Below are 20,205 nucleotides of genomic sequence, written 5' to 3'. Positions count from 1 at the left end.
CCGCATTATCCCGGATAACGGCGGGAAAAATGGCGGTTTCCTCCGCCAGATTCGATATTGCTTACAAAATCACTAGGCATACTGTCCGTTATGCACTATAATAAGGTCTAATCCAAACGATTCAGAAACAGAGGAACCGCCATGAATTTTACTAAAATGCACGGCCTGGGCAACGATTTTATCGTGATCGCGGGCGAGTCCCGCCTGCCCGACAACGCGGCTTCGCTAGCCGTATCATGCTGCAACCGGTTTTTCGGAATCGGGGCCGACGGCCTGGTGTTCGTGCTGCCTTCCGACCGTGCCGATTTTATGATGCGGATTATGAATTCCGACGGTTCGGAGGCGGAGCAGTGCGGCAACGCCATCCGCTGTGTAGCCAAATACGTATACGATAATGGTTTAACCGATAAAACGGAGCTGGCGATCGAAACGATCGGCGCAGGCGTTCAGCCCGTGCGGCTTCAAGTGCAGGACGGCAAGGCGTTTTCCGTTACGGTAGATATGGGGATTCCGGTGCTGAACGGGCTGTCCGTCCCAACGACGGTGGACAGAAATCCGGTAGTCGATTATCCGGTGGAAATTGACGGGGTTACTTTCCGGTTTACCGCCGTGTCGATGGGGAATCCGCATTGCGTCGTGTACGTGGACGATGCCGCCGGGTTCGATCTGTACCGCTGGGGGCCGAAGCTGGAGCAGCATCCGCTGTTTCCGAAGCGGGTTAACGTCGAATTTGCCACGGTCCGCTCCCGCGAACATATCGACATGCGCGTCTGGGAGCGCGGGGCCGGGCCTACGCTGGCGTGCGGCACGGGAGCGTGCGCCACGCTGGTCGCTTCGGTGCTCAAGGGCGTATCCGGCCGCCGCGCCGTCGTCTCGCTGAAGGGCGGAGATCTGGAGATCGAGTGGGCGGAGGAGGATGGCCGGGTGTATATGACCGGCCCTGCCGTAACCGTATACCGGGGTACGCTGGTTGAATAGATCCTAGCAGCAGGCAGGTTTCGGATGGGATGCAGTTTTCAATAGAGAGATTTATATAGAAAGCTTGGGTGAGGAACCGGATGAAAGAAGATTTGCGTAAAGCGCTCGGACAGCGGGTGTTGATCGGCGACGGAGCGATGGGGACGTTTTTGTATCAGCAGGGGTTCCCGGTAGGCGTCTCTTATGAAGAATACAACCTGCTGAAGCCCGAAGTCATTGCTGACGTTCACCGTCAATATTATGAAGCCGGAGCGAGACTGATCGAAACGAATACGTTCTCGGCGAACAGGGAGAAGCTGTCCAAATTCGGACTCGAACAGGACGTGCGGGCGATCAACCAGTCCGGCGTCGCGCTCGCCCGGCAGGCGGTCGGCGAAGACGCCTACGTCGTCGGCGCGGTAGGCTCGATCCGGGCGGCCCGCCGCCGCAACGTCACTCCGGAGCAACTGGAGCGCGATTACCGGGAACAGATGGAGGCGCTGCTGGAGGCGGGAGTTGACGGCCTGCTGCTGGAAACCTTTTACGATATGGAAGAGATTGTGCTTGCGCTTCGTGTGGCGCGGCAGTTAACCGGGTTGCCGGTCATTGGCCAGTTTGCGACCGACGGCGGAGCGATGACGAACGACGGCGTCGATTATCAGACCGCTTTCGAACAGCTTCATGCCGAAGGGGCGGACGTGCTCGGCTTTAATTGCCACAGCGGTCCGAACGGAATCATCCGCACGCTGGAGAAGCTTCGCCCGGTTCCCGGAGTTCCGTTCTCGATTTTTCCGAATGCGGGATTGCCGAGTTATGTGGACGGGAAGTACACGTTCGGCTCCAAGCCGGATTATTTTGCGGAGAACGCGCTGAAGTTCGCCGATCTCGGAGCGCGTCTCATCGGCGGCTGCTGCGGAACGACGCCTGAGCATATCGCCGCAATGGCGAAAGCCTTGGAGCATTACGTGCCGAGCTCGGCAGGGCGTGCCGCCGGCAGCGCCGGTCCGGTTAAGCCGGCCTCGCCAGACGCCGGAACGGTTGCGGTTTCGCGGCCGGCAGGCGCGGCGCCGGGCGGTGCGGAGCCTTCGCTGCTCGAGCTCGTTCAAGAGCGGCATACAGTTATCGTCGAATGGGATACGCCGAAAGATCTGGACATCAGCAAGTTTATGGAAGGGGCGAAGGCGCTCAAGGAAGCGGGCGCAGATTCGATCACGATGGCCGATAATGCGCTGGCCGTCACCCGGATGAGCAACCTTCCGCTCGGCATACTCGTCAAGGAGAAGCTGGGCGTTCGCCCGCTGCTGCACATCGCTTGCCGCGACCGCAACCTGATCGGTACGCAATCCCATCTGATGGGCATGCATGCGCTCGGACTTGATCATACGCTCGTCATTACCGGCGATCCGTCGAGATTCGGCGATTTGCCGGGCTCCAGCTCGGTTTATGACATGACTTCGTTCGAGATGATCCGCTTGATCAAGCAGTTGAACGAGGGCGTCGCTTTCTCCGGTAAGCCGCTGAAGCATAAGTCGAAGTTTATCGTTGCCGCGGCGTTTGATCCCAACGTCAAGTACTTGGAGAAAGCGGTGCAGCGGCTGGAGAAAAAAATCGCGGCAGGCGCCGATTTTATTATGACGCAGCCCGTGTATGACGCGAAGCTGATCGAGAACGTGTACGAGTCGACGAAGCACCTGAACGTGCCGATCTTTATCGGATTTATGCCGATCGTCAGCGAGGGCAACGCGACGTTTCTGCATAACGAAGTTCCGGGCATTAAGCTGTCGGAGGAAGTGCGCGGACGAATGGGGGGTCTCAGCGGCGAGTCCGGCCGTGCGATGGGCGTGCAGATTACGAAGGAGCTGCTGGACGTGGCGATGCCGAGGTTCAAAGGCATCTACATCATGACGCCGATGCACTTTTACGGCATGAGCGCTCAGTTGACCCAGTACGTGTGGGAGAAGTCGGGGCGCTGAGAACGCCCGGAGCCCCTGGGACAGCTCTCTTTTCCACTTGTCCCCTCTTGCAAAATGAATTAGAATAGGGTATGGATGTGATACCCATGGTTCAAAGCATGACCGGATTCGGTCAATCTGGCCGTTCCGTCTGCGGCTGCCGGCTGCAGGTCGAGATGAGATCGGTCAACCACCGGTACTCGGAAATCTCCGTCCGTATTCCCCGCGAATGGATGCGGTTGGAAGACAAGGTGAAACGGATCGTTCAGCACTCCATCAAGCGCGGGAAAGTGGACGTGTCCGTCACCGTCGAGAAGGAACTGGGGACGGCAGCCCTTGCGGAGATCGACTGGTCGCTTGCCGAATCTTACCGCCTGGCGGCGGAACAGCTAAAGGAACGGTTCGCTCTCAGCGACTCTCTCTCGCTGAGGGATATCCTCGCTTTGCCCGGGATCGTATCGTTTCGAGATTCGGGGATGGAGTCGGATCATTTCACGGAACCGCTTCTGGAATGCGTGCGGGAAGCGGCAGCCGGCATGCTGGAGATGCGGCGCGCGGAAGGCGGCCATCTGGCCGTCGAAGTTGCCGGACGGCTCGACCGGTTGGAACGTTTGAGACGGGAAACGGCCGAGTGGGCTCCGAAAGCGGTGGAAGAGTACAAATTGAAGCTTCATCAGCGTCTGACCGGGCTGCTGGGCGAATCCGCCGGTTTGCTGCCGGACGACCCCAGGCTGCTTACCGAAGCAGCCGTTATGGCGGACCGTTCGGATATCCGGGAGGAGCTCGTCCGGCTCGAGAGCCACATCGGTCAATGCCGCAAGCTGCTAGCAACAGACGAGCCTGCCGGACGCAAGCTGGACTTTCTGAATCAGGAGATGAATCGGGAAGTCAATACGATCGGTTCCAAATCAGGGCATCTCGAGATCGTCGGCAGGGTCGTCGAGATGAAGGCGGAACTTGAGAAAATACGCGAACAAGCGCAAAATATCGAGTAACCGGCCGCATTTTAAAGTATGAGCGCACATCGATAAGGCAAGAATAGTGCAAGGCTGCTAAGGCTGCGAGACAACGGGCCAACGGTCTTGAATTCGTAGGAGGGCAATGATGGCCATTAAATTGATCAATATCGGCTTCGGAAATATCGTATCCGCAAACCGGATCATCTCGATCGTCAGTCCGGAATCCGCACCAATCAAGCGGATCATTCAGGAGGCGCGCGACCGGCATATGCTGATCGACGCCACGTACGGCAGACGTACCCGCGCGGTGATTATCACCGACAGCGACCATGTCATTTTATCCGCCGTACAACCGGAAACGGTGGCGCATCGACTTACTAACAATAAGGACGATGATCATGACGAGTAATGCGGGCGACAAAGGCCTTTTGATCGTGCTGTCCGGCCCGTCCGGCGTAGGCAAAGGAACCGTATGCTCCATGCTTCGCAAGCTGGCACCGGAACTGGTATATTCCGTTTCCGCTACGACCCGCCCGCCGCGCGCAGGAGAAACGGAAGGCGTTAATTATTTTTTTACATCCAAAGATAAATTCCGTTCGATGATCGAAAAAGACGAGCTGCTGGAGTGGGCCGAATACGTAGGCAACTACTACGGAACTCCCCGGAGCTTCGTCAGAGACACGATCAACGCAGGTAAAGATATTATTTTGGAGATCGAAGTGCAAGGCGCGATGAAAGTAAAGCAGAAGTTTCCGGAAGGCGTCTTTATTTTCCTGATGCCTCCGTCGCTTGATGAACTGAAAAACCGGATCGAAACGCGAGGGACCGAAACCGACGAATCGATCCGCAACCGGTTGTCCGTAGCGGTTGACGAAATCAGGCTGCTCGAGCATTACGATTACGCGGTCGTCAACGATCAGGTGGAAACAGCCTGCTCCCGCATCCGCTCGATCATTACGGCCGAACATTGCAAGCGCGAACGGATTATGCCTTATGTGAATTCTTGGATGGAAGAGGTGCGTTAAAAGATGTTATACCCATCGATCGACCTGCTTATCAACAAAGTGGACAGCAAATATTCGCTCGTCGTAGCGGCATCCAAGCGGGCCCGCATGCTGCGGGACGGATCCAAGACCGATCTGAAAGACCAGCATGCCAGCAAGCATGTCGGAGTTGCGCTCGAAGAAATCTATGGCGATTATATTCACGTGGAGTCAAATAGAGAAAACAAACAGTAAGAGAACATGTACGTTTCGTATGACGACAACCTGTCACAGGTTGTTATTTTTTTCTCTTCCCAGGTTGAAGGACGCAGCTGGATGGATCTCATTGATCAGATGGAGAGGTGCGCAGATGCAAGGAAAAACGATCGTGCTCGGAGTTACCGGAGGAATAGCTTGTTTCAAGGCGGCTGCGCTGTGCAGCAAACTCGTGCAGGCGGGGGCGGACGTACGGGTGATTATGACGGAGTCTGCGACCAAGTTTGTCGCCCCGCTGACGTTCCAGACGCTGTCGAGACATGATGTTGCGGTGGATACGTTCGACGAGAAGGATGCTTCCGTCGTGTCGCATATTCATTTGGCGGACAGCGCCGATCTGATTGTTGTTGCACCGGCTACTGCGAACATAATCGCCAAAATGGCGCATGGCCTGGCCGACGATATGCTCAGCACGACGCTGCTCGCGACGGAGGCGCCGGTGCTGGTTGCGCCTGCCATGAACGTGCATATGTACGCGCATCCGGCTGTAACGGCGAATATGCAAACGTTGCGGGACCGCGGCGTTTCTTTCGTCGAGCCGGGCGAAGGGCAGCTGGCCTGCGGTTACGTCGGCAAAGGAAGGCTGGCGGAACCGGAAGAAATGATGACGGCCATCGAACGGATGCTGAATCCGGCAAAACCGCTCTCCGGGCTGAAGGTGATCGTAACGGCAGGGGGAACGTTGGAGCGAATCGATCCGGTCCGCTACATCACGAATGATTCGTCGGGCAAAATGGGGTTTGCGATCGCGGAAACCGCGAAGCGGATGGGAGCGGACGTCACGGTTGTTACGGGTAAAGCGACGGCGGCTTTGCCGGCTGGAGTTAAGGTCGTCCATGTCGAGTCGACGGCCGATATGATGAACGCGGTATTGTCACGCTTCGAGGACGCGGATATCGTCATTAAAGCGGCTGCCCCGTCCGATTATCGTCCGGCCCTTCGGTTCGACAAAAAAATGAAGAAGAAAGACGAGACGATGACGCTGGAGCTCGTCAAAAATCCGGATATTTTGCAAACGCTTGGCCAGCGAAAGGCGAAGCAGTTCCTCGTTGGCTTCGCCGCGGAAACGGATAACGGGGAACAGTATGCGATGGACAAGCTGGTTCGTAAAAATTGCGATCTGCTTGTGCTTAATGATGTGACGGTGCCGGGTGCGGGGTTCGGAACGGATACGAACATCGTGAGCGTGTACGACAAAGACGGTCTGGTGGAATCGCTGCCGCAAATGAGCAAGCTGGACGTCGCGCAGAAACTGCTGAGCCTTGTAGCGTTACGGTTGAATACACGCGGCGGGAGTGATCGCCATGACTAAGGAAGGCGCGACGGCGCCTTCCGCGTTGTATGACGGGGCGCTGCTGCAAGGCGATCTGTTCGGGGAGCGCCGTCTCTATGCACAGGTGATCGTAGATGTGCCCGCCAAACAGACGAACCGTCCGTTCGACTACATCGTGCCTCCCCAGCTTCAGTCTTGGGTTGCAGTCGGCAGCCGTGTCGGAGTTCCGTTCGGCCCCCGGACGCTGCAAGGCTTCGTCGTCGGCTTGTCGGACCGGACTAGTATGGATGCCGGCAAACTGAAGCCGGTAGAGCAAGTGCTCGATTTGGTTCCTCCGCTGAACCCGGAGCTAGTCGACCTGGCCCGGTGGATGAGCCGGACGTATATATGCCACGAGATTACGGCACTCCAAGCGATGATTCCGGGAGCGTTAAAGGCGAAATACGAGAAAATGATCGCTTTTGCCGGAGAAGAGACCCGCACGGCTGCCGGGGAGACCGGAAGGCAAGCGTATATGTTTGCTCGCAGTCCGGAGGAAGAGAATATCGTCGCCTTTGTGAAGCAGAAAGGCACGGTACCGGCGGAAGCGCTGCTTCGCCGTTTTCCCGATGCCAGCCTGATGCTGAGAAATTTGCTGGAGCAAGGAATACTGGCCGAGATCAACTCGGTGAAGGACCGGATGAACGCCAAGAAGGTGCTTTATGTCGAGGCGGCTGCGGACCGGGCGACGATGCTGGAGCAAGCGGAGAAGCTGGGAGCCGGAGCGAAGCGGCAAAAAGAGCTGATGGTTTTTTTCGCCGGGCAGCCGGAGCCGCTGCCGCTTGCAGAGCTGACCGAGAAATTGAACATAAGCGCAGGCTCGGTCAAGGCGCTTGCCGAGAAAGGCTGGCTGTCGGTTCAGGAGCGGGAGGTATACCGGGACCCGTATGCAGGCAGGCAGTTTGCCAAAACGGAGCCGCTGCCGCTCACCGATCAGCAGCGCGGGGCGTTCGTTCCGATATCGGCTGCGCTCGAAGAGAGAGAGCACCGCGTCTTCCTGCTTCACGGCGTAACCGGCAGCGGAAAGACTGAAGTGTACCTGCAATCGATCCAGCAGTGTCTCGACCAAGGCCGGGAAGCGATCGTGCTCGTCCCGGAAATATCGCTCACTCCGCAAATGGTCGAACGGTTCAAGAGCCGGTTCGGCGATGCGGTCGCGGTCATGCACAGCCGCTTGTCCCAAGGCGAACGGTACGACGAGTGGCGTAAAATCGGCACGAAGCAGGTAAGCGTCGTGATCGGCGCACGCTCGGCTGTGTTCGCTCCGTTTACGAAGCTCGGCCTGATCATTATCGATGAGGAGCACGAAGCTTCCTATAAACAGGAGGAGAGCCCGAAGTATCATGCCCGCGACGTGGCGGTTCAGCGCGCTTCGCATCAGGGGGCGGTCGTCGTGCTCGGCTCGGCGACGCCATCGCTGGAAAGTTATGCCCGGACAAACGAACGTTCGGCAGTCCGCTCCCCGTTCCAACTGCTGACGATGGAGGACCGTGTCGAAGGCCGCCCTTTGCCCGCCGTTCATATTGTCGATTTGCGGGAGGAGCTGAAGGAAGGCAACCGCTCCATGTTCAGCCGCGGCTTGTATAAAGCGATTGAAGAACGGTTACACAAGAAAGAACAGACCGTATTGCTGTTAAACCGGCGCGGCTACTCGACTTTCGTCATGTGCCGGTCGTGCGGCTACGTCGTCCAATGTCCGCACTGCGACATCTCGCTAACCTATCACCAGGTATCCCGGACGATGCGCTGTCATTATTGCGGCTTATCCGAGCCGGAACCGAAAAAATGCCCCAGCTGCGAAAGCGAGCATATCCGTTATTTCGGAACGGGGACCCAGCGGGTCGAAGAGGAGCTGGGCAAGCTGTTTCCCGGTATTCGCGTCATCCGGATGGATGTGGACACGACTTCCGAGAAGGGCGCCCACGAACGGCTGCTGACCCGGTTCCGCAACAAGCAGGCGGATGTGCTGCTTGGCACCCAAATGGTGGCCAAAGGTCTTGATTTCCCGGACGTCACGCTTGTCGGCGTCATCGCGGCCGATACGGTGCTGCATCTGCCCGATTTCCGCGCGGCGGAGAAGACGTTTCAACTGCTCACCCAGGTAGCGGGACGGGCGGGAAGGCACAAGCTTCCCGGCGAAGTGTTTATCCAGACGTATACTCCCGATCATTACAGCATCGTAACCGCCAGCCATCATGATTATGCCTCATTCCTGGAGACGGAGCTGGAAATGCGGAGAGAACGCGGATACCCGCCATACTGCGATTTGGTGCTGATCACCTTCTCCCACGAACAGGTGCCGATGCTTGTCCGGGCGGGAGAATCGTTTGCCGCGAGACTGAAGGACAAGTGGAAGCGTTCAGAAGCCGGATCGGCATCAGAACGTGGAGGGTTGTATGGCCGGGGGGTGGACGCGCCTTACTTCGAGGTGTACGGGCCTGTCGCGTCGCCGATCCCGCGAATCAAAGATAGATATCGGTTTCAATGCATGGTAAAATATCGGGGGGATATCGACGTTTCCGGGATGATCGCCGAAGTGGCGGCCGCGTTTGACGATACGGTGCGCCAGGAGAAGCTGCAGATCGGGATCGACGTTAATCCGCAAGTGCTGATGTAGCGAGCGCCTTGGCGCTTCCGGACCGATTATGGAATGGATGACTTATGTTTTTGAAAGGAAGTGCTGATCCGTGGCCATTCGAATTATAGTAAAAGAACCGGACCCGGTGCTTCGCGAGAAAGCGAAACCGGTTCCGAAAATTACACCGAACATTCACAAGCTGCTGGACGATATGGCGGATACGATGTACGATGCGGAGGGCGTCGGCCTGGCCGCGCCGCAGATCGGTATTTTGAAGCGGGTGATCGTAGTCGACGTAGGAGACGACAACGGGCTGATCGAGATGATCAATCCGGAGATCGTAAACGCGGAGGGCGAGCAGCTCGGGCCGGAAGGATGTCTTAGCATTCCGGGGCTCAGGGGCGACGTTAACCGTTCGCTGACAATTACGATTAAAGGTCTGGACCGCAACGGCGACGAGCTCGTCATTACCGCTTCGGAGTTTCTGGCCCGCGCATTCCAGCACGAGGTCGATCATTTGAACGGAGTACTGTTTACCGATCTGGCCAAAAGCGTATACCGCGAAGAGGAACGGCAAAAAAAGGGCGAGGAGTGAAGACATGAACGTCGTTTTCATGGGAACGCCTGATTTTGCCGTTCCTTCCCTTCAAGCGCTGCTGGAGCAGGGCTACAACGTTGTGGCTGTCGTCACTCAGCCGGATCGGCCGAAAGGGCGCAAACGCGAGCTTGCGCCCACCCCGGTCAAAGCCGAAGCGATGAAGCACGGCATTCCGGTCCTCCAACCGGTCAAGCTCCGCGATCCCGCTGCCGTTGATGAGGTTAGCAGCTTCAAGCCGGACTTGATCGTAACGGCGGCTTACGGGCAAATTTTGCCCAAATCGCTGCTGGCCGTGCCGCAGCATGGCTGCATAAACGTACACGGCTCGCTTCTCCCGAAATACCGGGGCGGGGCGCCGATTCAGCATGCGGTTATGAACGGCGAGCCGGTAACCGGCGTCACGATTATGTATATGGCGGCGGGTCTCGATACCGGGGATATGATCTCGAACGTGGAAGTTCCGATTACCGACGAAGATACGGCGGGCACGCTGTTCGACAAGCTGAGCGTGGCGGGAGCCGAGCTGCTTCGCACGACTTTGCCCGAGCTGCTGGCCGGGCGTATCCAAGCCGTACCGCAAAACGAAGCCGATGCGACCTACTCCCCCAATATCTCCCGCGAGGACGAACGGATCGACTGGACGAAATCTTCGCTTCAGCTGTTCAATCAGATCCGCGGACTGAATCCGATGCCCGGTGCTTTTACGCTGCTTCACGGCGAAGTGTTTAAAGTTTGGGCGAGCCGCAAACCCGCCGATGACGAGAGAACGAACGGTTCCGCAGGGAAAGTGAGGCCGGGGACTGTGCTGCAAATGACGGACGACGGACTGGAAGTCGCTACCGGAAGCGGTTCGATCTGGCTCACTCACGTTCAGCCCGCCGGCAAGAAGGCGATGAGCGTGTCCGACCTGAAGCGCGGCACACCGATTGCCAAAGGAACGGTATTGGGGGAAACGAATTGAATCCGAAGCAGCCACAAACGCAAACGTCCGCCAAGACGAAAACGGATGCGCAGCGGCAACCAAACGGTAACAAACGATCCCCCGGAGCGGGCAAGCCCGGACTGGTCGGCGGACGACCCAAGACGGGCGGCGGCTCCGGCAAAAAGCCGGGACCGGCGGCTCCACCGAGACAGCCTTGGTCCGCGCGGGAAATCGCTCTGGACGTGCTTACGCGCGTCGAGACAGAGCAGGCGTACAGCAATCTGCTGCTGAACCAGGCGCTGCTGAAGCATAAACCGGACAAGGCCGATGCCGGACTTGCGACAGAGCTCGTGTATGGGACGATTCAGCGCCGAAATACGATCGATTATTTTTTGGACCGTTTCGTCGCCAAAGGAGTGAAAAAGCTGGAGCCGTGGGTACGTAATTTGCTGCGGCTCAGCTTGTATCAGCTGCATTACCTGGACCGCGTGCCGGAGCATGCGGCGGTTCATGAAGCGGTAAATATCGCCAAGCGGAGAGGGCATGCCGGCATATCGGGCATGGTGAACGGCGTGCTGCGCAATGTCATTCGCCGCAAGGAGGAGCTAATCGTTCCCGTCTCGCTGGAGCCGGTCGCCCGGATCGCGCTCGAGCACTCCCATCCGGAATGGCTCGTCGCCGACTGGGTGAGACGTTTCGGAGCGGAGACGGCGGAGAAGATATGCCGGGCCAACAACGAGCCGCCAAGCGCCAGCGTACGGGTCAATACGCTAAAGCTGACGCGGGAAGAGCTGCTCGGCCGGTTGAAGGAAGCCGGCTGCGAGGCGCGTCCGTCCGACGTGTCGCCCGCCGGCATAGTGGTCGAGAGCGGCGGCAATATGGCGCTGACCCCCTGGTACGTGAACGGCGAGCTGTCCGTGCAGGACGAGAGCTCGATGCTCGTCGCCGAAGCGGCCCATCCGGAACCGGGCATGCAGGTGCTCGATTGCTGCGCCGCTCCGGGCGGCAAAACGTCGCATATGGCCGAGCTGATGAACGATCGCGGCCGCATACTGGCCTGCGACATTCACGAGCATAAGCGGGAGCTGATTGCGGCCCAGGCCGAGCGTCTCTCGCTCCGCTGCGTCGAGACGAAAACGATCGACGCCCGCAATCTTCCCGAGGCGTTGGCGGGGACGGCGTTCGACCGGATTTTGCTTGACGCGCCCTGCTCGGGACTGGGCGTGATCCGGCGGAAACCGGACATCAAGTGGGCGAAAAGCCCCGGGGATGTGGCCGGGATCGCCGAGCTGCAGTACGAGCTGCTAAGCGGCGTCTCTTCCCTTCTGGCGCCGGGAGGCGTGCTGGTGTACAGCACCTGTACCGTGGCCGAAGAGGAAAACGAGCAGGTCGTGATGCGGTTTTTGCAGGAGCATCCGGAGTTCGCGCTGAGCCGGCCGCCGCAGTCTCTGCAGGATCGTCTGCCGGCGGATTCCGTAGCTCCCGGCGGGACGATCACGGTGTTGCCGCACCAATTCGGCTCGGACGGTTTTTTTATCGCCGTGTTGCGCAAACGTTCGTGAAGCTGCTAAGGAGCTTTGGAAGAGTATCGGTGAAGAAGCTTAGGAGAGTCTTAGAGCTCTGACAGACTTGCGCGGGGACTTGGAAGAAGCTCTGTAAGAGCTTTAAAAAGGCTCTGAAAAGGTTCAGAAGAAGCTCTGAAGAAGCTTAGAAAAGCGCAAAAGGCCCTGCAACTTTAGCTGGGCGCTCTGTTATGCTAGAATAAGATCAGCTTCCGGTTGAAGCTTGTACGCTCTAAAAGCCGATCTTCAGCCAAAATGTTTAAATAAGAGCTGCAAACGACCTTTGTTGAAGCACCAAATGTGGATCGATAGCTGAATAGGAGCGGTTTGCAGCTCTTATTCAGCTCCAAAAACCGATTTTAGCCAAAAAACGTCGATTTAAGAGCCGCAAACCGCCCTTATTTGACTACATGTACGGATAACGAGCGAAATAAGAGCGGTTTGCAGCTCTTAACAACCGCCTATCCAAGAGAGACAGCGGGTTTATCCGCCACGAACGATCTCCAGCCAGCGATTTTTGATTCTAGAGAGAAATTGTTGCGGGCGATCGCGTTTTACCGACAATCTTTATTATTGATACCGGTTGTCGCCACCATCAGATGTGTCATGCATACATGTGAAATCCAAACAACGGGCAGGGATGCTTGTGTCTACACCTATACAACCTTTAAAACCATTAAAACCGCTGCAGCCCCATATTCCGGAAAAGCTGTCGGCCTACGATCTGACTCTCGAAGAGTGGCAGTCCTGGCTCAAAGAAAACGGCCAGCCGTCTTTCCGGGCGGGGCAAATCTTCGATTGGCTGTACGTGAAGCGCGTCGGGTCGTTCGAAGAGATGTCCAATCTGTCGAAGGAGCTGCGCCGGAAGCTGGACGAGTCGTTTATATTCGTATCGCTGACGGAAATTGCAAGCCAGCAGTCGAAAGACGGCACGGTGAAATTTTTGTTCGAGCTGGCCGACAAAAACGCGATCGAAACCGTAGTGATGAAGCATAGCTACGGCAACAGCGTTTGCGTAACGACGCAGGTGGGCTGCCGGATCGGCTGTACGTTTTGCGCCTCTACGCTGGGCGGACTCAAGCGCAATCTGTCTGCGGGCGAGATTGTAGCGCAGATCGTTAAAGCCCAGCAATTGCTCGATGCGACCGGAGAGCGGGTAAGCAGCATCGTTATTATGGGAATCGGCGAACCGTTCGAGAATTACGATGCGATGCTTAAGTTTCTGAAGCTGATGATTCACGAGAAAGGGCTCAACATCGGCGCGCGCCACATTACGGTTTCGACGAGCGGCATCGTTCCGAATATTCACCGGTTTGCGGACGAGAATATGCAGATCAATCTGGCGATATCGATTCACGCTCCGAACGACGAGTTGCGTTCCAAGCTGATGCCGGTTAACCGCCGCTATCCGTTTGCCGAACTGATTGAAGCGTGCAAATACTACCTTCATACGACCGGCCGGCGTATAACGTTCGAATACGCTCTTATGGGGGGAGTGAACGATAAGGCGGAGCATGCTCAGGAGCTGGCGGTCGTGCTGAAGGAGATGCTGCCTTTGGTCCATGTCAACCTGATTCCGGTTAATTTTGTAATGGAACGGGATTTCAAACGTACGGAGCGGGACGATATATTTGCCTTCCAGCGGATTCTAGAGAAACACAACATTCCCGCGACGATTCGCAGGGAGCAAGGCAGCGACATCGCCGCGGCATGCGGCCAGCTGCGGGCGAAGCATATGGAATCACAGGTGAGGTGAGGGAAAGTATGCAAACCGCGCATCGTACGGATGCCGGGCTCATCCGGTTGATTAATGAAGACCGGGCTGCGGTGAGAGACGAATTTAACGGCTTTACCCTCGCCATCGTTGCAGACGGCATGGGCGGACATCAAGCGGGAGAAATCGCCAGCCAGATGGCGATCGAGCTCGTAGAAACGGAAATGCGCAGCGTGCTTACGGCGGATATGAACGTGGAGCAGCGCAAAGACACGGTGCGCGGAGCCATCTCGGTAGCCAACGACCGGGTGTTTGAGATTGCCTCGAAGCAAGCCCGCTACCAAGGGATGGGCACGACCGTCGTCGCTGCGCTTGCGACCTCTACCGATCTCGTCATCGGCCATATCGGGGACAGCCGCGCCTACCTCGTATCGGACGGCTCGATCCGCCAACTGACGGAGGACCATTCTCTCGTCAACGAACTGATCAAATCCGGCCAGATCACCCAGGAGGAAGCCAGCTTCCATCCGCTCCGCAATGTAGTGACACGGGCACTCGGCACGGATAAGCAGGTCGATGTCGACGTCGTTCATACGGAATGGCGGACCGGCGACGTCCTGCTCCTGTGCAGCGACGGATTAAGCGGCCTGGTCGGAGAGGCGGAGCTATACTCGGTTATTACGGACAGCCGAGATCTGCACGGCAAAGTCGACCGACTCGTGGAACGGGCGCTTGAGGAAGGCGGAGGCGACAACATTACGGTTGTTCTGCTGGCCAACGACAAGTTGGGCGGGGCGGACGTTACGACCGATCCGGGAAGGAGGGATGATGCATGATCGGCCACGTGTTGGGAGGGCGTTACGAGATACTCGACCGGATCGGCGGCGGCGGAATGGCGCTGGTGTACAAAGGGCATGATATTTTGCTCAATCGGAAAGTTGCGGTAAAAGTGCTGCGGCAGCAATACGTACACGATGAGGAGTTCATCCGCCGGTTTCGCAGAGAAGCCCAGGCCGCAGCGTCGCTATCACATCCGAATGTTGTAAGCATCTATGATGTCGGTCAGGAGGACGAGACGCATTATATCGTCATGGAATGCATCGATGGGAAGGCGCTTAACGAGACGATTAAGGAAAAAGCGCCTTTGCCCGTCGAAGAAGCCGTCCGGATCGCCAGTCAAATATGCGACGCGCTCGATCATGCCCACTATAACCAGATCATCCATCGCGATATTAAGCCCCATAATATCCTGATCGGCAAAAACGGCCGCGTAAAAGTTACCGATTTCGGAATCGCGCGGGCCGCGGATTCTTCGCAGATTACCCAAACCGGCTCGGTCGTCGGTTCGGTTCATTATTTTTCCCCGGAGCATGCCAAAGGGACGCTGACCGGCGCCCAGTCCGACCTGTATTCACTGGGCATCGTGCTGTACCAGATGTTGACGAACCGGCTTCCTTTTCTTGGAGAAAGTCCGATCAGCGTCGCGCTGAAACATTTGCAGGAAGACGTGGAGGAACCGCGTAAAGTCAACCCGCTCATTCCTCAAAGCGTCGAGAATATTATCCTGAAGTCGATGCGCAAAAATCCCGACGAACGTTACCGCTCCGCCAAAGAAATGCTGCAGGATCTCGATACTTGTCTGGAGCCGGGCCGCCGGAACGAACCGAAAATTACGTTCGTCTCTGACGATTACGACGATGACGAGAGAACCCGCGTAGTGCCGGCTATACGCAGCGACCAATTCGTCCACGATGTGGAGGATGAACCGGACGAGGAGCCGAGGCGGAAGAAGAGAGGCTGGGTGAAGCCTGTCGTCTGGACCGTCGTCATCCTGCTGCTGCTCGCCCTGATGTACATGGGAGTCCGGTATGTGAAGGAGATGCTTTATGTGCCGGACGTGGACGTGCCGAGTCTGGTCGGCATGACCCGGGAAAATGCCGAAGCTTTGCTTGTGCAAAAGCAGCTTCACAGCAGGGTGATCGAAGAGCATCATCCCGATGTGGAGAAAGATATCGTCACGAAGCAAGACCCGAACCCGTCTACCGTAAAAATAAACAATACCGTGACGCTGTACGTCAGTCTCGGGCCGGAGAAGCAGAAGATGCCGGACTGGACCGGCAAAAAAGCAACCGACGTGAAAACGGAGCTGGCGGGGCTTAACATTACGAAGGTTACGCAAGAGGATATAAACAGCGATCAGGAGATCGGGACCGTTATCTCCCAAGAGCCTGCTCCGAACGCGGAGTATGATCTGAAAACGGTCACCGTCAAGCTGAGGGTCAGCAAAGGTCCGAAAGATTTTCCGATGCCGAAGCTGATCGGCGAATCGGAGGATACCGCCAAATCAATCGCTACGAAGCTGGATTTGAAGCTGAAGGTCGAGCATAAGCCGTCGTATTCGCAGCCAAAGGATCGGGTGTTTTTCCAAGCGCCGTACAAGGAAGGGGAGTCCGTCTTGCCTGGAGCCGAAGTTACGGTCAGCGTAAGCACCGGATACCCTGATGAAGCCAAGGAAGTTACGGTCGAAAAGCTCATGGAGCCTGCCAAAAAGGGAGAGAACAGCACGATCGAGATCAAGTACACCGACGCCCGCGGCGAAAATCTGGTATGGGGCTCGGGACCTGTAACGATTAAAGCACCCCAGCAGTTTAATGTGACGGTGGTGTTATCTCCGGGGATGGTCGGCACTGTGGAATTTTACAGGGACAAGGAACGGATCGATTATCGGTCGGTCACCTATCCGGGCGAAGGTATTCCCGGCAATCCGGGCAACACTACCCAGCAGCAGGGAACGTCAGCTACAGGCGGCGCCGGAGGAGCAGGCAACGGAAACGCCGCGAACAAACCGGCGTCGACATCGCCTTCCGGAGGAAACGGCTCTGGCGGCAACGCCCAAACGCCGGCCGGCACGACTACGACTACGAACTCGAGTACAGGAGGACAAAATTAATGCCTGAAGGTATTATTGTGAAGGCATTGAGTGGTTACTATTATGTGAAGTCCGCCGGTTCCGCAGAGGAGCCGGTACAATGCCGGGCGCGGGGGATCTTTAAGAAAAGAGGCGTCTCCCCGCTGGTTGGAGACCGCGTTATCTACGAAGTTACGGAAAACGGGGAAGGCACGGTGGATGAAGTGCTGCCGCGCTCCACCGAGCTGATCCGGCCGCCGGTCGCCAACGTGGAGCAGGCGGTGCTTGCTTTCTCCGTGGCGGAACCGGCGCTGAATTTGCAACTGCTGGATAAATTTCTGGTTCACACGGAAAACGCCGGCCTCGATACGATCATCTGTCTCACCAAGTCGGATCTTCTGGACTCCGAGGACGAATCTGCGGAGGCCGCTTCGCAGGAAACGATAACGATGCAGGACGCCAAGCAGCTCTACGAGCAGATCGGGTATACCGTCATCATCACGAGCACGAAGACGGAGGACGGGATATCCGAGGTGCGCTCCCGGCTGGCGGGCCGGATCAGCGTCTTCTCCGGCCAATCCGGCGTCGGCAAATCTTCGCTTCTGAACGCATTGGTGCCCGGCCTGATGCTGGAGACGAATCAAATTTCGTCCAAGCTCGGTCGGGGCAAGCATACGACCCGGCATGTCGAGCTGATCGAGCTGGAAGGCGAAGGAGGCGGTCTCGTGGCGGACACGCCCGGCTTCAGCCAGCTTGATTTCGTACAGCTGGAGCCGGAGGAGCTGTCCAGTTGCTTCGCCGAGATGAAGCGTATTGCTTCGGGCTGCAAGTTTCGCGGCTGTCTGCACCAGCACGAGCCCGGCTGTCAGGTGATAGCGGCGGTGGAGAGCGGGACGGTCGCTGCGAGCCGGTACAAGCACTACCTTGTCTTTTTGCAGGAGATGAAAGAACGGAAACGGAGGTACTGACATATGCGGGAATTGTTAATTGCCCCTTCGATTCTGTCCGCGGACTTTGCCCGTCTGGGCGAAGAAATCCGCGACGTCGAACGCGGGGGAGCCGACTGGATTCATGTGGACGTGATGGACGGCCACTTCGTACCTAATATTACGCTTGGGCCTCCTATCGTGCAGGCGGTTCGTCCGCACACGAAGCTGACGCTGGACGTTCATCTGATGATATCGAAGCCGGACGATTATATACGCGCTTTTGCTCAGGCCGGTGCGGATTACATATCGGTGCACGTCGAAGCCTGCACGCATCTTCACCGGACGGTGCAGCTCATCAAGGATCAAGGCGTTAAGGCCGGTGTGGTATTAAATCCGGCTACTTCGCTTTCAACTTTGGAGCATATCGCCGAAGATGTGGATCTGGTGCTGCTGATGACGGTTAATCCCGGGTTCGGCGGACAGCGGTTTATTGCCTCCAGCCTTCCGAAAATTACGGCGCTTCGTCACATGCTGGACGAGCGCGGGCTTGGACACGTCCACATTGAGGTGGACGGGGGAGTGAACGAGGAGACGGCGGAGCTGGTCAAAAAGGCCGGGGCGAACGTGCTCGTGGCCGGCAATGCGGTGTTTGCCCAGGCGGACCGCAAGGAAGCGATCTCGCGCATTCGCGGCGGTTCCGACAAAGGAGGCAGCTCTCTTTGAAAAAAACGCTGATGCTGCTATTGTGCAGCTTTTTGGCGGGACATCTGCTGCTTATCTTCTCCTGGCACGAATTCTCGATCTTCCGGTACATTTATTCGCTTGGGGCGCTGTTCATAGGCATTTATTATTTTAAAACCTATGAGAGCAAAGGGCTGCGGATCAGCTTCATCCTCGTATCGCTCGTGTTCTGGGTGCTGCTGACCATAGTATACGTGATGATCGGCAAAATTCCGATTCTTAATCTGGAACCGCCGGGCTTGAAGCTGGAGTAGTAAGAACGCGCAGGCGAATGCATTTTTTTCCCTTTATCCGCATAAGATGACTACAAGAGTTGCCGCTCTTGTAGTTTTTTTGTTTCGGGTCATCACCTTTTCCGCAGGCGGCGAATACAATGGAGACATAAGGTGAATTCGTACGGCGGCGCCATTTTCGGTCAAGCGGCGGGCGGACGTTCGCGGCCGTGCGGAACATGCGAGGGAGGGGTAGAAATGAAATTTTATACGATCAAGCTACCGAAGTTTCTGGGCGGTGTCGTGAAAGCGATTTTGAACTCGTTCAGCAAAAGCTGAGCTTGTACAAAGGACATAGGCTCGCCGCCGGGCGTTCATTACGATGCCTGTGACCTAAGACGGATACATTCATACTTAGGGCGCCGTTACGTCTTTCGGCTGCCCATCTGAAACGTACCGACGAATTCGTGGAGCGGATGCATGCGGCCGGATTCTGATAACGGCCGGTCCTGGGGCGCGAAGGACCGGGCCGTCTGTCTTGGTTAAGCGAAAAAAGCACCTGAACGGGTGCTTTTTGTCATCAATCGCCATGTTGGCGACCCATTGGCTCGGCTTGGGGGTTTGACATAAAAGAAAAACAACCGCCGGGTGGCGGTCGCTTGTCTTGGGAAACCATAAGTTTCATTCACAGTTGGCTTGATGCAATATGGCATCTTGCAAGCGTTGGAATTACACGCGCTCAACAAGGCCGGATTTCAAAGCACGGGCGCTTACATAAACGCGCTTCGGCTTGCCGTTTACCATGATGCGGACTTTTTGCACGTTAACGCCCCAGGTGCGTTTGTTTTTGTTGTTGGCGTGGGACACGTGGTTGCCTTGGCGTGGGCTTTTACCAGTAATCGTACATTTGCGGGACATGAGTTACACCTCCTGACACTTTCATACCGAACACATACCCCAATATATTATCATATGGATAACTGCGGCGTCAATCTACGCGAGTGGCGGTTTTGCATTTCTTTCTGATGTCGATTATAGTAAAATGGAAGGTAGTCGTAAGGTAGGACGGTTGCGAAATCATGCACCTGCTTTTTTGGCGGCGTAAGCTAATGCTTAACGGCTCTGACAAGCTATTCGCCAAGCAGGGCGGTAATTTCGGAACAGTCAGCAAGTAACCCGGAGGAGGAACATGCCATGCCTATGCAAATCGACAGCGAACTCGGCAAAGTATTCGTATCGAACGAAGTGGTGGCGGTATTGGCAGGATCGGCCGCTCTCGATTGTTACGGACTGGTCGGCATGGCTTCGCGCAAACAGCTTAAAGACGGGATAGCGGAACTGCTCGGCCGCGAAAATCTGGGCCGGGGCATCGAAGTCCGGAGCGAACCGGACGGGGTGCATATCGAACTGCATATCATCGTCAGCTACGGAACCAAAATATCCGAAGTTGCGCACAACGTGCAGTCCAAAGTGAAATACGTATTGAACGAGGTCGTCGGATTAAAGATCGATTTCGTACATATAGTCGTCCAAGGCGTGCGAATCGCACGCTGAGACGGCGTTCGAATCGGCAGAATATCCGAGAGGAAGGGGTTTTTTTTT

The 20,205-nt window shown here is 56.7% G+C and carries 20 protein-coding genes; 19 read left to right on the top strand and 1 reads right to left on the bottom strand.

Going from position 1 to position 20,205, the window contains the following annotated elements; genetic code table 11:
• The first annotated feature begins 141 nt into the window (after positions 1-141).
• The 18 genes from dapF to spoVM all read left to right on the top strand — a co-directional run bounded on the left by dapF (position 142) and on the right by spoVM (position 18,942).
• Positions 142-978 carry a diaminopimelate epimerase gene (dapF, locus tag PV433_RS13370; protein WP_332072587.1) on the top strand — a complete coding sequence of 279 codons (837 nt, stop codon included), beginning with the start codon at positions 142-144 and terminating at the stop codon, positions 976-978.
• 80 nt (positions 979-1,058) lie between these two features.
• Positions 1,059-2,930 carry a bifunctional homocysteine S-methyltransferase/methylenetetrahydrofolate reductase gene (locus PV433_RS13365; RefSeq protein ID WP_332072586.1) on the top strand — a complete coding sequence of 624 codons (1,872 nt, stop codon included), beginning with the start codon at positions 1,059-1,061 and terminating at the stop codon, positions 2,928-2,930.
• 86 nt (positions 2,931-3,016) lie between these two features.
• The gene (locus PV433_RS13360; protein ID WP_332072585.1) at positions 3,017-3,904 is read left to right on the top strand and encodes a YicC/YloC family endoribonuclease; all 888 of its coding nucleotides are present in this window, start codon (positions 3,017-3,019) and stop codon (positions 3,902-3,904) included.
• A 109-nt stretch (positions 3,905-4,013) separates the two neighbouring features.
• Complete coding sequence (remA, locus tag PV433_RS13355) at positions 4,014-4,277, top strand: extracellular matrix/biofilm regulator RemA (protein WP_110840413.1); 264 nt, start codon at positions 4,014-4,016, stop codon at positions 4,275-4,277.
• Positions 4,267-4,893, top strand: a complete 627-nt coding sequence (gene gmk, locus PV433_RS13350; protein ID WP_332072584.1) for a guanylate kinase — start codon at positions 4,267-4,269, stop codon at positions 4,891-4,893. Before remA ends, gmk begins: the two co-directional genes overlap by 11 nt.
• 3 nt (positions 4,894-4,896) lie before the next feature.
• Positions 4,897-5,106: a DNA-directed RNA polymerase subunit omega gene (gene rpoZ, locus PV433_RS13345; RefSeq protein ID WP_332072583.1), complete on the top strand. Its 210-nt coding sequence runs from the start codon at positions 4,897-4,899 to the stop codon at positions 5,104-5,106.
• A gap of 115 nt (positions 5,107-5,221) precedes the next feature.
• Complete coding sequence (gene coaBC / locus PV433_RS13340) at positions 5,222-6,439, top strand: bifunctional phosphopantothenoylcysteine decarboxylase/phosphopantothenate--cysteine ligase CoaBC (RefSeq protein ID WP_332072582.1); 1,218 nt, start codon at positions 5,222-5,224, stop codon at positions 6,437-6,439.
• Positions 6,432-9,056, top strand: coding sequence for a primosomal protein N' (gene priA, locus PV433_RS13335; protein ID WP_332072581.1), 2,625 nt, complete (start codon positions 6,432-6,434; stop codon positions 9,054-9,056). The genes coaBC and priA overlap by 8 nt, the downstream gene beginning before the upstream one ends.
• Before the next feature lie 70 nt (positions 9,057-9,126).
• On the top strand, positions 9,127-9,612 hold the full coding sequence (def, locus tag PV433_RS13330; protein WP_332072580.1) for a peptide deformylase: 486 nt from the start codon (positions 9,127-9,129) through the stop codon (positions 9,610-9,612).
• Between the two features lie 4 nt (positions 9,613-9,616).
• A complete protein-coding gene (gene fmt, locus PV433_RS13325) occupies positions 9,617-10,576 on the top strand; it encodes a methionyl-tRNA formyltransferase (RefSeq protein WP_332072579.1) in 960 nt (319 codons plus the stop codon).
• Positions 10,577-10,677: 101 nt separating this feature from the next.
• On the top strand, positions 10,678-12,099 hold the full coding sequence (rsmB, locus tag PV433_RS13320; protein WP_442951520.1) for a 16S rRNA (cytosine(967)-C(5))-methyltransferase RsmB: 1,422 nt from the start codon (positions 10,678-10,680) through the stop codon (positions 12,097-12,099).
• Positions 12,100-12,739: 640 nt separating this feature from the next.
• Positions 12,740-13,855: a 23S rRNA (adenine(2503)-C(2))-methyltransferase RlmN gene (rlmN, locus tag PV433_RS13315; protein WP_442951519.1), complete on the top strand. Its 1,116-nt coding sequence runs from the start codon at positions 12,740-12,742 to the stop codon at positions 13,853-13,855.
• Positions 13,856-13,863: 8 nt separating this feature from the next.
• Positions 13,864-14,649 carry a Stp1/IreP family PP2C-type Ser/Thr phosphatase gene (locus PV433_RS13310; protein WP_332072577.1) on the top strand — a complete coding sequence of 262 codons (786 nt, stop codon included), beginning with the start codon at positions 13,864-13,866 and terminating at the stop codon, positions 14,647-14,649.
• Positions 14,646-16,763: a Stk1 family PASTA domain-containing Ser/Thr kinase gene (gene pknB, locus PV433_RS13305; protein ID WP_332072576.1), complete on the top strand. Its 2,118-nt coding sequence runs from the start codon at positions 14,646-14,648 to the stop codon at positions 16,761-16,763. Before PV433_RS13310 ends, pknB begins: the two co-directional genes overlap by 4 nt.
• Positions 16,763-17,689, top strand: a complete 927-nt coding sequence (gene rsgA, locus PV433_RS13300) for a ribosome small subunit-dependent GTPase A (RefSeq protein ID WP_332072575.1) — start codon at positions 16,763-16,765, stop codon at positions 17,687-17,689. Before pknB ends, rsgA begins: the two co-directional genes overlap by 1 nt.
• Before the next feature lie 3 nt (positions 17,690-17,692).
• Entirely contained in the window at positions 17,693-18,373 is a 681-nt protein-coding gene (gene rpe, locus PV433_RS13295) for a ribulose-phosphate 3-epimerase (protein WP_332072574.1), read from the top strand.
• Positions 18,370-18,645, top strand: coding sequence for a hypothetical protein (locus tag PV433_RS13290; RefSeq protein ID WP_332072573.1), 276 nt, complete (start codon positions 18,370-18,372; stop codon positions 18,643-18,645). The genes rpe and PV433_RS13290 overlap by 4 nt, the downstream gene beginning before the upstream one ends.
• 216 nt (positions 18,646-18,861) lie before the next feature.
• Positions 18,862-18,942 (top strand): stage V sporulation protein SpoVM, encoded by an 81-nt coding sequence (spoVM, locus tag PV433_RS13285; protein WP_110840399.1) that lies wholly within the window; start codon positions 18,862-18,864, stop codon positions 18,940-18,942.
• Positions 18,943-19,332: 390 nt separating this feature from the next.
• Here the strand turns inward: spoVM and rpmB are convergent, their stop codons facing one another.
• Positions 19,333-19,521 (bottom strand): 50S ribosomal protein L28, encoded by a 189-nt coding sequence (gene rpmB / locus PV433_RS13280; RefSeq protein ID WP_120745324.1) that lies wholly within the window; start codon positions 19,519-19,521, stop codon positions 19,333-19,335.
• A gap of 276 nt (positions 19,522-19,797) precedes the next feature.
• Here rpmB and PV433_RS13275 point away from each other — a divergent pair, with 276 nt between their 5' ends.
• Entirely contained in the window at positions 19,798-20,157 is a 360-nt protein-coding gene (locus PV433_RS13275) for an Asp23/Gls24 family envelope stress response protein (protein ID WP_190927729.1), read from the top strand.
• The last annotated feature ends 48 nt before the right edge of the window (positions 20,158-20,205 follow it).

Origin of the sequence: Paenibacillus sp. GYB004 (assembly GCF_036577605.1) — a bacterium.
Taxonomy (GTDB): Bacteria; Bacillota; Bacilli; order Paenibacillales; family NBRC-103111; genus Paenibacillus_AB; species Paenibacillus_AB oceani.
Note: the sequence above shows the minus strand (reverse complement) of the source record. Positions and strands in the feature narration are given on the sequence as shown.